Raw genomic sequence first — 15,411 nt, 5'->3', positions numbered from 1 at the left:
CTGATTAAGGAAGTGTACTTATTTCGCGGGCAATGTTCTCCCGGGCTTGTTTCTCGTACAACTTGTAGAAGAAGTTGGTTTTAAAAATGCGATCCATAGACAGGAAGTACTGTAATACCTTTTTACGTCCCTGCTGAAACTGGGGCGTAACGCCATATTCCAGTCCAACGTTTTTGACGTATTCGTCGTAAATGGCCGGCGACAATCCAACGATCGACATATCGGCATCATTGAACAGGTTGGTATCATTATCGGAGCTCCATGCATGGCTTTTGGTGGCCAGGATCAAAGCTTCGCATTTTTTGATGGCGTTTGCAGGAAAATTACATTCCTGCAAACGTTTAACAGCCAGTTCGGCGCTTCTTTCTTCATCACGATGATCGGGTGTATGATATATTACATCGTGATACACCATGGCAACCACCAGCGTTTCCCAGCCGGAGATCTCTGCTTTGCATTTCAATAACTGTGAATAGAAGTTGTCGAGATGTTTGAGATTATGGTAGTGCCTGTCTGCGCCTGTATAGTTGCTGTCTACTTCGCGCCAAAGCTGTTCGGCTGTGGCCTTATTGCTATATTTTGTAATGATGGCCTGGAATGCTTCCTTTACGGAAGCAGCTTCAGGATTGGCGCCTGCAGCCTGGGACTGGTGAAAAAAGGCCATCATCATGATGATAAAAATACAAAGACGTTTCATAACAAAGTTGGATTGGGTCTTTTATTTCAGCAATGGCAGTACACCTTTGCTGTTTTTGTTCTGAACCAGGATCTTGTTCATGTCATATTTGATGGTAACAATGCCGGCTGTTTTATCGTAGCTAAAGTTGTCCATGCCCGTAGCTGCAGGGATATAAGCAGGAATGGTTGCTATGGTTTGTGCATTTGTTACATTGGGGTTATTCAGTTGTTCGACCTGTGAAACAGGGAACCTGATACCCAGGTCGGTCATTCTTCTTCCTTCCGATATAAAGATCTCCTGGCGCATCAGGCAAAGAATATACAACAGTTCATCTATGGTACCTGCAGCATCGATATCTGCGGCGGTTACAGAAGTGCCTGAAATGGTATACACCTTAATACCACCGGCAGCCGCGCTGCGGTCGAGTATACGTCCGCTTACTGCAGTGGCGCCGGCATCGGCTTTTACTTTTACGGCAGCAGACTGAGCGTAGTCGCTTCTGTTGCCCTTTCTTTTTTCAAGTGTATCAAAGATGGTAACGGTTGGTCTTTTCGCAACCACGTCGGTGAGCAAAGACTTCAGCGTTGTTTTAGCTTCTGCCAGTTGCTGGTTACCTAAAGCGGCTTCGGCCATGATGAGGTAGGCTTCTTCTCCTTTTAAGATAGAGATGGGCTTTTGATCGGTTGTAATGTTGCCGGTATGGTACAATTTGGGATCCAGGAAATCGAGCCTTGGCAACGGCGCAAATGTATTTGTTGAGCTGCTGTATGTATAGGTTTGCATGGTATTGGAAACACCATTCTGGCCATCATATACTGCCTGCAGTAGTTGCAAGGGATTGGCGTTTTTAACGATGGCAGCATAAGCTACTGCATTTGTTTTATCGCCTTTCTGGTAGTATGCCCTTGCCAGCGCCAGGTTATAGCTATTCCTGAGTGTAGCATTGGCATGTAAAGCTACGGCCTGTTTAAAGTCGTTAATAGCGCTGTCGAGCAGTTCGGTAGTTTCGCCCACTCTGCCGTTGGCGGTCATAGGAAGTCCATTCATGGTTTCTGCGCCCAGTAAATAGGCATAACCACGCAGGAAATACATTTCGGCCTTCACCGATGGGGTTCCCAACCTGTCGGATGGAAAGATCTTTTCTATCCCGTAGCTACCCATCTCTCTTAATTTGCCGATTGCCCGCTGCATGTTGTCAACGTCGAGATCGGAATAGAGGATGGTGGGGATATCGAATACTTTGTTTGAAAGAGAGCTATTGTTGTAATAGTTATCGGAAGTGATCTCGGCATCTACTACTACTTCGTTCAGCACGAGTGCCAGTTGCCTGTAGGTACCATTCAGCCAGATACTTGCCGACTGGTCGGAACCGATAAATGTATCTTCTGTGATATTGGGGTTCACTACCTCTTTCAACTGGCAGGCGGAGAAGCCCAACAGTACAAACAGGCAGGAAAATAAGGTATAACGTTTCATAACGATATAGATGAGGTCTGTTTTAGAAATTAATTTTTGCAGAGAAAATGAACTGGCGGGGCGCTGAATAAGATGCATAGTTAAGACCACCGGTTGTGGCAGTACCCTGTCCTTGCGCGCCACCTGGCATTACTGCTTCAGGATCTGATTCCGAAGCCACAAAATTGAACGGGTTTACCGCTGTGAGGCCTAATGTAAGCCTGGTGATATGGTTGCCTATAACAGACTTATCCATGTCGTACAGGATACCCAGTGTACGCACTTTAATGAAGTCGCTTTTCTGAACAAACAACTGTGAATAGTTCAGCCAGTTGGTGGTGCCGTTCTTTGCGATCTCCGCTGAAGGTACGCCGTCGGTAGAAGCGCCGTAGTTAATACGGAACTGTTTATCCCAGTTGTCGAGGTAGCCACCCTGCTGATAGTCGGCATTCGCAAACAGGGAAAGTCTTTTATATCTTGCATTCAAACCCATGCTACCAGTAAGCGTAGGAATAGTAGAACCCAGGAAGGTTTGAGGTGTAGTGCCTGCCATGGTTCCATCTGCATTGAAGGTGCCGTAGTTGCCACTGATATAACCCACCGGGTAACCTTCACGTACCACGGTTTGAACAGTGCGGGAAGTCATACCACTTAAGTTGAAGAAAGGGGCGCCGCCAGTGCTTACCACTACGTTGTCTACCGTGTTGGCAGAGGCTCTTATCTTTATTTCCCAGTCTTGTTGCTGCACCACTGCTGCTGCTGCGGAGAATTCCCAGCCTTTGTTGCTGATAATGCCCAGGTTCCTCAACATGTTTTCCCTTCCGGTAGAGGCTGCAGGTGGAACGCGGAACAAAGCATCTTTCGTACGGTTGTTGAAATAGGTTACAGTAAGTGTTAACCTGTCTTTCAGGAGACCCAGGTCAATACCTGCTTCTTTGGAATAAGATTTTTCGGGGCGCAGCTCATTGTTGCCTGGCAGGCCCATTGTAGCTGATTTGTTGCCGTTAAACCCGTAGAAGTATACGGTACGGTCGTTGGCAAACGGTGTGGGGAAAGTACCGGCTACACCATAGTTTGCCCTGATCTTAACGGTAGTGAAGATTTTCTGGTTCCAGTTGGTGAAGAAAGGTTCTGCACTCAGGATATAAGATACACCTGCTTTAGGATAATACTGTACGCCTATAGCGCTACCGAAAGCGGAGTTACCATCGCCACGTACGCCCAGGTCAACGAAATACCTGTTTTTGAAGCCAATGTTCTCCTGGATGAACAAACCATAGTTGGCTACCCTTGAAAAGAATTCTGCGCTGGTTTTAGTTGCAGCCTGGTCAATTGTTTGTGCACCGTCCCAGATATCCTGGCCTATATAGCCAATCTGGTGGTCTTCGTTACGGAACAGTTGTCCTCCCGCTGTTGTCAGGAAAGAGAAGTCATTCACCTTTGCTTCGTACTGGCCTGTCAATTCCATGGTAATGCCCAGGTAGTTACGGTCGTATTTAGAAAGCGATCCTGTGCTGTTGGAGCGGATATGCCTGTTGTAGGCCAGTGAAACGGCAGAGAACTCGGTTTGCGTTCTGTAGTCGATACCGAAAGTACCTTTGACCTGCAGGTTCTTTAAAGGCTGCAGTTTCAGCACCTGAGAAGTCTGGAACCTATTTACTTTAGAAGTGTTGTTCTGTAACATTTCTGCTGAATCGACGAATGATCTAACGCGTGCGAAATCTGCTTCGCTAAGATCATCCAACCTGGGGTTGAAGCCGGGGCCAGTGATCTTGGAGGCGCCGTCTTCTGCAAACCATAACCCGGAGTAACCGCCGGAGTTACCGTTACGTACCCTGTTAAGACTTTGGTTGTTATAAGAGAAAGTTCCTTCATAAGTAAGGCCCTTTGCTATTCTGGCATAGAGACCGGTTTTGAAATCGATCTTTTCAATCTGGTTCTGGTTGTGGATGAGTGTTCCGTTTGATTTGGAGTAAGAAGCCCCCATGCTGTAGCCCATATCCTCTGTGCCGCCGTCGGCGCCTATGCTGTATTTGTTATAGAAGCCGTCTTTGAAAAGGAGGTCTTTTGTTCTTTTGAAGTGGAGGTAGTCGTTGGTTGCTTTTTCGAGTCCCAAGTCGACGCCTGCATAGAAATTCGCTTTACCGCCGCCACGTTTTTTTGTAAAGATCTGTAATACGCCGTTGGCTGCATCGGAGCCATACAAGGTAGTAGCAGCGCCACCGTTTACAAATTCGATCCTGTCGATGTTCTCCAATGGAATGTCGGCGATAGCGCTGGTAGAAGCGCCCTGTGAAATGCCGCCGGAAAGGTTCATGCCAATAGTAGGAGCTGTATTCAGGTTATCGACACGCACGCCATCTACATAGATGATGGGTGTTGCGTTCGCAAACGCGGAGTTGAACCCCCTTGTCTGAATAATAGAGGTAGCGCCGGCCTGGCCGCCTGCAAGCCTGAACTGGGCGTTGGGCACCTGCGACTGCAACAGCTGATCGAGCCTTGTTGCCGGTACATCTCTCAGTTGTTTGCCTGTAACGGTGGTCACATTAGTAGAGATCCTTCTTTTACTAACACTTAAACCCTGCCCGGTTACCACTACTTCATCGAGTTGGTTGTTGTTTTCCTTCAGTTTTACCAGTAAAGTATTTTTCTGGTCTCCTCCTTTAACGAGGTAACCTTTATAGATATTCTTTTCGTATCCTACTGAAAGGAAAGTGAAGTCATATTTTTTTCCTGCAACGAGGTGACGGAATATGAATACCCCTTTGTGGTCGGTCATTACTGTTATTGCGTTTTCATCGCCTGTTGTTCTGGCCTCAACAGTTACACCTGATAGAAATTCACTCTTTTCTGAAAGAACGGTGCCCGTTACTTCCGTTCCTCCGCCCTGCTGTGCCGATGCCATACGGCACAGCAGCAATAGCACGGCTTGCAGCAGAAAGGTTTTTAACCGTTTGCTCATTGTTTCGGTCATGCGTTTCATGTTGTTTTGTTTTGTTAAATTGGATGCAATAGATTGCCTGCACACACTTTAAAGTGTATGTGATACTGGTTAAAGGTTTTAAATGTTCAATTTATTCCGATGCCTTTACTATGTAGGCATCAGCCCGGGGTGTAATGGTTAAGCCATTCATCTGCGCTATCGCCTGTAACAATACTTTTAGTGAATCGGTAGATTGTATCGTTCCTGAGAAGCGCATGGCAGTAAGGTCTTCCTTATTGTATGTTATCGTTACACGATATAGACTGCTTAGTTTCTCCAACACTTCTGTGAGGGGAGTGTCTTCAAATGCGAGGCTCACTGCTGCCTGCCTGGCGGCTTCTTCTATCTTTTTTACGGCAACATTTCCGCTTCCTGCGTTGTATTGCATTGCCTGTCCGGGTTGCAGGAAAATATCGTTTATCCAACCTTTTATATTTTTTCCTGCACTTTTTACTACAACCTTTCCAGAGAAGAGCGCTATGCGTGCCCCTGTTTTATATTCATAAACGCTGAAGGAGGTACCCAGCGCTGTAGTTGCAAACCTGCCGGAATAAACAGTAAAAGGTTTATCCTTTAGCTTTGCCACATTGAAATGCACCTCTCCTGTTACCTGTACATCTCTTTTATCGCCGGTGTTGTAATCCGGGCTGTATTTCATACTGGAGCCGGGTAAAAGCACTGCGACCGTACCATCCGGCAAGGGAAGGGTTTTACGCTTATTGCCGGTATTTTCATGTGCTGCCCAGTTTAACTGTACGGCTGGTGCAGTATCTGTTTTATAAGTATCCGTTAGTGCGACGGAGTGTTGAGGCCGAACCGAAAAACTGAACCACCAGATAGCGGATACTGCAAGCAGTACAACTGCTGCCGCCGCAATTCCGACACGTATTCCAAAGGTTCTTTTACTGCTTCGTATGATTACGGGCTGGTGTGTTTCTGAAAGATCTATTTCCTGATGAATAGCAAGCAGTAGCCTGGAAAGTTGCTTTTTCTTATCTTCTCCTTTTAGAAAAAAGCCGGTATGTTGCTGGTATAACGAGTCGTACCATTGTGTTAACTGCGCTAACTCCTCCGGTGTACACGTACCATTCATGTAACGTTCCAATAAGTACTTCAGATGCTGTTCCGTCATTATAACCAGACCTTTATACTATCAACAAGGGAAGGAAACAAAAGTACCATAGCCAATATTGAATTAATATTACGGTAATATTGAGTACTTTCTGCAGGGAAAGGCGCAGACGTCTTGTAGCCATGTATAGCTGGTTCTTGACGGTTTGTTCAGACAATACAAGTTGCAGCGCTATTTCTTTTATGCTTAAGCCCTCTTGTTTGCGAAGCCGGAAGATCTTTTGCATTTCGGCGGGCAAGAGTGATAATTCAGATTCTACCGTTTGATCCAGATCGTTAAAATCTGTCTGCCGGGAGATATTATTTTCTGCGTATACGACAGTGCGTTGCAGTTCGCATATCACCGCAACGGTATTAACGCGGCGGTGATAGTGATTATAGATCTTATTACGAAGTGCCGTAAATAAATAGCCTCTTACATCAAACCCCTCCAGGCTGTATTCACCAAGCGTTGCCGCCTGTTCCCAAAGCCATATAAACAACTCCTGCACCATATCCTGTGATTGCGGCCGGTCGTTCGTTTTTTGGAAAGCTGTTTCCAGCAAAGATGGAGCGAGCCTGTAATACAGCTCATTAAAAGCTGTCAGGTCTTTTTGCCTGACATGCTGTAATAGAATATTATCGGGTAAATGCTGATACACGCGCTCGGATATATAGGCCAAAGGTATCAGGCTAATATTACCGTAATATTAAAGTATCCAGCGCCATATAAAAACACAAATGGCCAGGATGCCGGTAACATCCTGACCATTTATTATATACCGGGCCATGTTATGACTGGTACCTTATTTACTCACCTAATTCAAACTTAATGCCCTGGGCCAGCGGTAATGCGGTGCTATAGTTAATAGTATTGGTTTGCCTGCGCATGTAATTACGCCATGCATCGGAACCGCTTTCCCTGCCGCCCCCGGTTTCTTTTTCGCCTCCGAAAGCGCCACCTATTTCTGCGCCGGATGTGCCTATATTGACATTGGCAATGCCACAGTCGGATCCTGCTGCAGATAAAAATGTTTCGGCTTCCCGGAGGTTAAGCGTCATTATAGAAGATGATAGTCCCTGCGGCACGCCATTCTGAATGGCGATAGCTTCTTCCAGTGTATTATACTTCAATAAATATAATATGGGCGCAAATGTTTCCTGCTGTACGATCTCATAGTGCGGCTGTGCTTCTGCAATACATGGTTTAACATAACAGCCGCTTTCGTAACCTGCTCCTTCCAGCACTCCGCCTTCTACGACGAAGTTTCCGCCTTCAGTTTTGCACTTTTCTATTGCAGACAAGTATTGTTGTACTGCTGCTTTATCGATAAGGGGCCCTACGTGGTTGTGTTCATCGAGCGGGTTGCCTATCCGCAACTGTGCATAGGCTGCGGCAAGTTTATTCTTAACCGTTTCATAAACGGATGCGTGTATAATGAGTCTCCGGGTTGTGGTGCAGCGCTGACCAGCGGTTCCTACTGCACCAAATACAGCTCCAATAATAGCAATATTAAGATCGGCTTCGGGTGTAATGATGATGGCGTTGTTGCCTCCAAGCTCCAGCAGTGTTTTACCCAACCTGGCTCCAACGGTGGCAGCAACTGCTTTTCCCATTCTGGTTGAGCCTGTGGCGGAAAGTAATGGAATACGGTGGTCGGCTGCGAGCTTTTCTCCCAGCGCTCTGGCACCTGTTACCAGGCTGCATACGCCCTCAGGAACCTGGTTTTTTTGGAATACCTTACTGATAATATGCTGACAAGCCACGGCGCTCAGTGGCGTTTTTTCGGATGGCTTCCAGATGCATACATCGCCGCAAACCCAAGCCAGCATAGCATTCCAGCTCCATACCGCTACAGGGAAGTTAAAAGCGGAAATAATACCTACTGTACCCAGCGGATGCCACTGTTCGTACATCCGGTGACCTGCTCTTTCGCTGTGAATGGTTAATCCATAGAGCTGGCGGGACAATCCTACTGCAAAGTCGCAGATATCGATCATTTCCTGTACTTCTCCATATCCTTCCTGCAGGCTTTTACCCATTTCGTACGATACCAGTTTGCCAAGCGCTTCCTTGTGATTGCGCAAGGCCTCTCCTACCTGGCGCACCACTTCGCCTCTTTTAGGTGCGGGCCATAGACGCCACGAGGCAAAGGCTTCTGCCGCTTTTGCCATAACGGCTTCATAGTTTTTATCATCAGTTTGCTGTACGGTTGCAATGGGTGATCCGTCGACAGGCGATTTAATTTGTAACAGATCGCCTGAACCCGGAAGCCATTCAGTTCCTGTGCTGGTGCCTTTGTTTTCGCCGGCAATATCAAGTTGTTTTAGAATATCTTTCATATCAAGTGCGTTAAAGTAATTGTTTAGCCTGTGCCGTATAAGTACTTTCAAAGATCTTATCTGCATTACCGGCCTCGAAACCTTCTCTCCTGTGGCTTCGTGTTATTTCATTCGGTTGAAGGTGCTGAAAAGCGGGCAGTACCCTTCTTTCAGCAAATTCGACATAGGAGCCGGGGATCAGCATTTTTTCTCCCCGGGCAAATTCTGCTTCTACCTGGCCCGCGACAGTACTGCTTTGAATAAGCAGTCCATCTGGGCTTTGCTTTATTTTTCCTCCTGAATTATTAAGCCGGAAACCGTGCTTCTCCAGGAAATCGTTAAAGCCGGCAACTGTGTTATACCCTTTTTTCAGCTGATGAACCGATAAAGTATAATGGTTAAGGTAGTACCTGTTAAAGATCACCCAGGCTGCATATTCGCTTTCAGCTGCCAGTTGTTTATAATCGTCAAGTGAGGGCGTATGCCATAACGGGCTATGCAGGAAACGAATGGTTTCGGCTGGATTGTCAAGGTCAAGACTGTCTACAGGATCGGCTGTTACCGTATTGGTATAAGAATGAATGATAGTTCTGGCTTTGTCGGAGAGGTCTTCCACCCTTAGCTCCGATATAAATATCCGTGGCAGGAATTCGGCCGGTGGCGCATACCACCAGGCATTTAATTTCTTCTCAGGAAAGAAATAATAGTCCCGTTTTACATAGCCGTAATGAAGGAAGATCTTTTCAAGAGAAGCCACACCCAGATGGGCTACACCCATTGTGCGGAACGCAATATGATCGTTTTCTATTTCATCTTCGTTTTGCAGAAGTTCTTCCTGTTTCATGGCCTCGAGAATGCCTTTTACATCCGGAACTCTTTCCTTATAGCGGTGCGTAAGGCCATCGAGCACTTCTTGCCAGGTTTGGATCTTGTTCATAGCATTTCTTTTATACGATGGACCTAGTTTCTGCAGTGGCGTATAACCTTCCCCATCTTGTGTTCCGGAAATCGTCGAAGCTAATATCTTCCTGTTTAACAAATCCCTTCTGTGGGAGTATTCCCTTTGCTACCATTTCCACGACGGCAGCAATAGAAGCTGCTGTTGTCCAGGATATGGCCCTCCATTCCCTTCCAAGGATGGATAGCGGGTGATAAGCCTGGTAAAATTCTTCCCTGGCCAGACGGTCTTCTTTCCATCCTTCTACCACAGCATACACATAAACAACATCTTCTTTCACCGGCGGTTTGGCTTCTGTGAGGATTTCTTCAACAAGTTGTTTTTTTTCTTTGAGTATCAGTTCATAAAGCAGGAAACGCATTAGCCTGGCGTGACCGGGATAGCGCATGGTTTTATAATTGAGGGTGTCGACCTTTCCCTCGAGTGTTTCGCATAAAGTGCCGAGTCCTCCCGATGTGGAGAATGCTTCAAATTCCTGCCCTTCTATATTTATCATTTCTATGCCTTCGAGGGAAGGAACGAACTTGCGTACGCCATTATGGATCACTTCGGCATCGTTGATGTACTCGTTGATAACACCTGCCGGCGACCAGGTGAAAGAATAGCCTAGCTGGCCGTTGGGGTAACGTGGCAATGCGCCCACCCTTAGTTCTATATCCCGTAGTTTGGTGAAGCGCTTACAAAGTGCTGCTCCCACTATTCCAATAAAACCGGGAGCCAGGCCGCATTGCGGCACCATTGCTCCTTTAGAAGTTTCTGCCATGTGGCGTACTGCTGTTGTAGTAGGGACATCTTCCGTAAGATCGAAGTAATGAATGCCGAGAGCGTGCGCTACCCTGGCCACACCAATGTTAAGGTGGTAAGGAAGGCAGGACACTACAGCATCCTTGCCCGAAAGGAAATCCAGCAAAGCCGTTTCATTGGTTACATCTCCTGTCATAACAGGAAAGCCAACGGCTTCTGCGGGGGATTGACGATCAAATCCATGAACGGTAAATTCTTCGGCCAGTAAAGTGCCTACAAGTGCGCCCACTTTACCCAAGCCAATAATAGCCACCATTTTCATTAGTGAAACTAGTTTTGGTAAATAAATAAGATTGTGTTGATAAATACAAGAAGCAACACTCCTTATGGAATGTTGGCACAGGCACTTCTGAGGAAGGCCATGTACGAGCAGTGTATGTTGATGAAGTGATTCAAAATAAAATACGGACTTAAACAAATATAACAACTTAAACGCAATTGCGAACAGCCCGTCAAAAATGCGTGATACACCTTAAAAACATTATACTATTTCCAGGGGAAGCCATATGGCCTAATAAAAAGGCTGGCCAAAATGATGACCAGCCCTGGCCTATTTTCACAATAATGGTTAGTTGATGACCATGGGTTAAGGGTTGAACGTTGTGGTCACTAAGGAAGAACTTTTACTTCAAGTCCTTCCTGCCAATGTTTATATTCAGGCGTATAATATAAATAGCTGTTATTGGCCCTGCCTTTATAGCTGCCGGGAATATCGGCCTTCAGGTCGAGACCCATTTTCTTTATTTCTTTTGCTGCCAGATCGCGCCAATAGAACACCAGGTAGTTATCGAATATTTCGTAATAAGCGACCTTGTTTTGTTCTGTCAACTGTTTCAGTTGCCATGGCTGAAGCGAGAGTCCTGCCGGTATACCCAATTTTGCAATGGTCATAGGCTGCTCTTTATCCCGGAGGTTCTCTACTGTTATATTTAAACGAATTGTTTCTCCGACGCGTACTTTATTGCCGGCGAGCGCAGCTGATAACTCTACTGCGCAGCTATCACTGGCCGGAGGCGTATTGGTGTAGTAGCTTACTTCAAAATTGTATGGGTTAACCTGCAGGTTGCCGGAGTAACTTACTGATAAGTGGTTCTCACCGGTTTTGATCAGTGAGTCCAGGCGGGTGGTGCCGTTTATAAGCGTATCATTCAGCCGTGCTGTGATCTGCGTTTTATTGTCGGAAGAATCTTTCAGTAAACGGAACGCCATCATGGCTTTCAGGGCGAGAACCGTTGCCTGGGTTGATCCATAACCATAATAGCTTCTTTCTGAATGGATATTACTTAGCAGGCGCGCCATCATAGGTTTGTTGGGATGCGGGTGCTTCGACAATGCCAATGCATGCAGCGCCATGGCTTCTACCTGCAACGAAGCTCCATAGGAATGGACAATGCTTTCCCTGGCTTTCACGGTAGTAGTGTTCAACAACTGCATCAGGGAGTCGTAATCGGTGTTCTTTTGCATATTAGCGGCAGCAATTGCCATCAACGCCAGCTGGTAGGGATCTTTGGTTGCGAAGGCCGCCTTAACCGAGGCTTCATATTCGGGAATCACTTCCTTGCCCATGCCTGCCTCGGTAAAGGCATATACGATGTAGCTATTAGCCAGGGTGTCTGGTTTATCTTTCTCTCTATACCTTTCACCTTTGATCATGAAGCCACCGGTACAATCGCGCCTGTTCAACAAAAACTGTTTTGTACGTTCCAGCATCTTTTCGTTTACATCGGCGAAAGGCTTCATATCGGTAAACTCCATCAGGCCATATGCGGTAAGCACTTCCTGTGCGGGTGTACGTCCAAACCATTCAAAGCCATATTCCGAAGTTTCGTAACCCACCAGTTTACGATAACCTTCATGGATATAACTCAACGCTATTCTTTCTACGGCCCTATTCGTTTTTTTGGCTTCACGCAGATATTTTAGTATCAGTATATTGGGATAGGTTGTAGAAGATACTTGTTCAAAGCACCCGTAAGGCTCCCGCAGCATGGATCTCATGTCGTGCAACAGCTGCTCTTCCATACCGGTAAACGACTGAAAGCTGGCTTTCAGGCTATGCTTTACGATGGGGCCAACGATAAAATTCCGTTCAGCCGCCTCATTGCCTGAAAGGGAGAGGTTTACCGGAAATCCTTTTTCACCCACTGTTACAGGCAGGGATATGGTTTCGCTAATTTGCCCGGTGCACACTTCAAACATCATATTATCATCCAAAGACCTGGCAGCAGTTGCCGGCACCAGCACCTGCATGGAACTGTCGGGTTTTAACAGCAGCGTATCGGGTCTGTAAAGCAGGTGCATTCCCCGGGGCATAATGGCTGATACTACTATTTTGCTGGCAGTGTCGGTATTGTTCTTAAGATTTACGGGAATCAGTGCCGTATCACCAACGGTGAGATAAGGAGGTATTTTGGCATCAACACTTAATGCGGGCCGCGCTGAATAGGTTTGCTGTTGCTGGCCGGGTTTGCCATTGTAGCCAATACCTTCGGCGATGATCCTGAAGGTAGTAGTAGCATCGCTATTACAAAAACTCAGCGATGCCTCGCCTTTTTTGTCTGTTTGTACTACCGGGTTCCAGTAAATCGTTTCCCTGAAGTCGTCGCGGAAACTGGTATTTACGGAGGAGTACCTGGGGGCATAAAAGCGAACATTGTAGCTTAAAGAAACTTCCGAACGCGGGACCGGCAGCGAAGCATAGTGCGGGAATTCAAGTTTTAGCCTGACATGCCCGTAATTATTCCGTTGATCCAGTGTGGTTATAATAATAACGCCATTAGCGGCCTGGCTGCCATATAAGGCAGTAGCGCCGGCATCTTTCATTACCGTTATGTTGGCTATTTCAGCTGGATTGATAGTCATATCCAGTTTCTCCACAGGCATTCCATTTACAATAATCAACGGCGCATTGCCATAGCTGAAAGACCTGCTGCCTCTTAAGCTGATGGTTGGATATTCTGATGGATTGGCATTCCGGGTAATGGCGATTCCTGGCAATCTGCCCTGTAATGCGGTATTAAGATCTGAATATAACAACTCGCCCATGTTAACGCTGGTAACGCTTCCTGTTATGCTCTTCAGTTTTGTCATGCCATATCCTACTACCACTACGTCCTCAAGTTTACTACTGCCGCTTGATATACTATCTTCTCTCACAGCGGGCCGTTTTGCCAGCTCCTGCCCGGGAGCAATCACCTTCGGATCCATTTTGTCATTGCCGGCGAGGCTGTCCTTCGTCTGAAACGGGTCAACGTTTGTTCCCTGTTTGAGGAGCTTTATAGAGACCTGTTCTCTTTTGGCATCGGACCTTGCCATCAACTGATAGAAGAACCCTGGTTTTAACCCTGTGAAAAAGAACATGCCGTCTTCATCTGTCTGCCAGGCAGCAATTCCGCTACCTTCTCCCATATAACCAGGGGAGCCCAGCAGGTAAACTTTTGCTTTAACCGGCTTACCATGTTTATTGCGTACCACTCCTGTCAACATTCCAGACAACTCCTGCTTATACCTTAGTTTACCATCTATTGCTACCGAATCGATATATTCGAAGTAGCGGTAGCCATTCGTTAACATCACCAGGTCAAGTGCTGTGTCTGCCTTAGGTTCCTCTTTGTTGAAATAAAAGGCAGGCTCTTCTATTTTTCCTTTCAATTCTGAGCTCATCAGCAGCCATGAACTGATATTATCCTGTTTGTCGTCGGCAAGTGTCCAAAGCTTATCATCTACTACAGAAAGGGACAGGTTGGCTGGCAGGGGGGCGCCGGTTTCATCTGTTGTTTTTACGCTCAGTTTTACCGTTTCCCTTGGCATATATACTTTCTTATTGGTACTGATACTTACCTGCAATGTTTTTGTACGGTGCAGGAATACCAGTCTTTCTGCAAGTGTCCGTGACATCATATCGGTTACAGTAAAACGGGCTATGCCCATGGGAAACTGTACAGGGTTGACATTTATCCACTGTTCACCGGTTTGTAAATGCAGCTGCTGTTCATATACAGCCTTATCGTGGCTATAAACTTTTAAAAGCACAGTTTGTTGTTGCAGCGAAGAAAGCTTTATTCTTACCAGGCTGTCCTGGCGGAACAGCATCGCTACACCCTTTGGGGTAGCCTTTGGTAATGGATAACAATCATTGATGCCTGCGGGACTGGTAATTACGGCAGTGTAGCTTTCATTATCCCCTGGGGTGATTGTAAAGCAACCCATGCCATGATGGTAACTTTCAAAACTGGTGACAGTGTCTCCGGCGCTGTTCTTTATATACCCGCTTACATCGGCTGGTTTACCAAATTCATTCACTGCTTTAAATGCCACCTTGCCGGGCATGTTCTCCAGCAATGACCCGCCCTCAGGAAGCAACTGCAGGTCTATTTTATTCAATACAATGGGAATGCTCCGGGCAATAGATTCAACGTAAGAATCATAATTCACAACAACATTCAGTAAACCGTCCCTGGTATTCAGTTCGCCAGGCAAGCGAAATTTTATAACGGCTTTCCCTGTACTGTCTGTTCCTGTATTATCTGTTCTTAACTCCCTTCCTGCCAGGCTAACTTTATAGGTTAGCGGATGATCTCTTACAGGCATATCGTCAAGGCTGCGCATAGAGAAATCCGCTACAGCCTCCTCTCCCGCTCCATATGCTTTCTTCCTGAATTCAAGTTTCATCAATACCCTTGGGGCGATGATCTTTTGAACAGTGATCTCTTTTGTTGCCCAGGTAGCTTCCTTTTCGTTCCGCATCAGGCGGGTATATGCTCTTATTTTATAGATCCCTCCTTTTTCACTTTCGTAAAACCTGTGAGAACCTTCTGCATAACCATCTTTCAACTGGCTGGTTATGGTTGTTAACACACTTCCGGAAGGCGTTATAATATCGGTATAAACAACCTGGCTCAGATCTGAAGGCAGCTGGGTTTGGCCGTTGACCACGTATAGCTTGAAAAAAAGCTGTTCTCCGGGTTTAAAGAACACGTGGTTGGTATGTATATAGATCTTTTCTTTCAGCTCACTGTAGTTTTCCTCCTGAGCTGCCAGGCTTGCAGAAATTGTCAGTAGTATTGCTGCTATCGCAAATGTTTTGATAGAATTCATATA

9 protein-coding genes are annotated in these 15,411 nt (G+C 46.3%); all 9 read right to left on the bottom strand.

Annotation, left to right across the window (positions count from 1 at the left end; all coding sequences use genetic code 11):
- Nucleotides 1-4: 4 nt before the first annotated feature.
- Nucleotides 5-697 (bottom strand): HD domain-containing protein, encoded by a 693-nt coding sequence (locus ESB13_RS04365; RefSeq protein WP_129001801.1) that lies wholly within the window; start codon nucleotides 695-697, stop codon nucleotides 5-7.
- 21 nt (nucleotides 698-718) lie between these two features.
- On the bottom strand, nucleotides 719-2,155 hold the full coding sequence (locus tag ESB13_RS04360; RefSeq protein WP_129001800.1) for a RagB/SusD family nutrient uptake outer membrane protein: 1,437 nt from the start codon (nucleotides 2,153-2,155) through the stop codon (nucleotides 719-721).
- A gap of 22 nt (nucleotides 2,156-2,177) precedes the next feature.
- The gene (locus ESB13_RS04355; protein ID WP_129001799.1) at nucleotides 2,178-5,117 is read right to left on the bottom strand and encodes a TonB-dependent receptor domain-containing protein; all 2,940 of its coding nucleotides are present in this window, start codon (nucleotides 5,115-5,117) and stop codon (nucleotides 2,178-2,180) included.
- A gap of 91 nt (nucleotides 5,118-5,208) precedes the next feature.
- Nucleotides 5,209-6,249: a FecR family protein gene (locus ESB13_RS04350; RefSeq protein WP_129001798.1), complete on the bottom strand. Its 1,041-nt coding sequence runs from the start codon at nucleotides 6,247-6,249 to the stop codon at nucleotides 5,209-5,211.
- A gap of 13 nt (nucleotides 6,250-6,262) precedes the next feature.
- Entirely contained in the window at nucleotides 6,263-6,910 is a 648-nt protein-coding gene (locus tag ESB13_RS04345; protein WP_164974089.1) for an RNA polymerase sigma factor, read from the bottom strand.
- Nucleotides 6,911-7,037: 127 nt separating this feature from the next.
- On the bottom strand, nucleotides 7,038-8,570 hold the full coding sequence (amaB, locus tag ESB13_RS04340) for an L-piperidine-6-carboxylate dehydrogenase (RefSeq protein ID WP_129001796.1): 1,533 nt from the start codon (nucleotides 8,568-8,570) through the stop codon (nucleotides 7,038-7,040).
- Nucleotides 8,571-8,580: 10 nt separating this feature from the next.
- A complete protein-coding gene (locus ESB13_RS04335) occupies nucleotides 8,581-9,486 on the bottom strand; it encodes a DUF1338 domain-containing protein (RefSeq protein WP_129001795.1) in 906 nt (301 codons plus the stop codon).
- A 10-nt stretch (nucleotides 9,487-9,496) separates the two neighbouring features.
- Nucleotides 9,497-10,573: a saccharopine dehydrogenase family protein gene (locus ESB13_RS04330; RefSeq protein WP_129001794.1), complete on the bottom strand. Its 1,077-nt coding sequence runs from the start codon at nucleotides 10,571-10,573 to the stop codon at nucleotides 9,497-9,499.
- A 347-nt stretch (nucleotides 10,574-10,920) separates the two neighbouring features.
- A complete protein-coding gene (locus ESB13_RS04325; protein WP_129001793.1) occupies nucleotides 10,921-15,408 on the bottom strand; it encodes a TonB-dependent receptor plug domain-containing protein in 4,488 nt (1,495 codons plus the stop codon).
- Nucleotides 15,409-15,411 lie beyond the last annotated feature (3 nt).

The organism is Filimonas effusa, from assembly GCF_004118675.1.
GTDB lineage: Bacteria > Bacteroidota > Bacteroidia > Chitinophagales > Chitinophagaceae > Filimonas > Filimonas effusa.
Note: the sequence above shows the minus strand (reverse complement) of the source record. Positions and strands in the feature narration are given on the sequence as shown.

Coding starts and splice junctions, on each gene's coding strand:
- ESB13_RS04350 (WP_129001798.1), bottom strand. CDS start 6,249: ATGACGGAACAGCATCTGAAGTACTTATTGGAACGTTACATGAATGGT.
- ESB13_RS04360 (WP_129001800.1), bottom strand. CDS start 2,155: ATGAAACGTTATACCTTATTTTCCTGCCTGTTTGTACTGTTGGGCTTC.
- ESB13_RS04365 (WP_129001801.1), bottom strand. CDS start 697: ATGAAACGTCTTTGTATTTTTATCATCATGATGATGGCCTTTTTTCAC.
- ESB13_RS04330 (WP_129001794.1), bottom strand. CDS start 10,573: ATGAAAATGGTGGCTATTATTGGCTTGGGTAAAGTGGGCGCACTTGTA.
- ESB13_RS04355 (WP_129001799.1), bottom strand. CDS start 5,117: ATGAAACGCATGACCGAAACAATGAGCAAACGGTTAAAAACCTTTCTG.
- amaB (WP_129001796.1), bottom strand. CDS start 8,570: ATGAAAGATATTCTAAAACAACTTGATATTGCCGGCGAAAACAAAGGC.
- ESB13_RS04335 (WP_129001795.1), bottom strand. CDS start 9,486: ATGAACAAGATCCAAACCTGGCAAGAAGTGCTCGATGGCCTTACGCAC.
- ESB13_RS04325 (WP_129001793.1), bottom strand. CDS start 15,408: ATGAATTCTATCAAAACATTTGCGATAGCAGCAATACTACTGACAATT.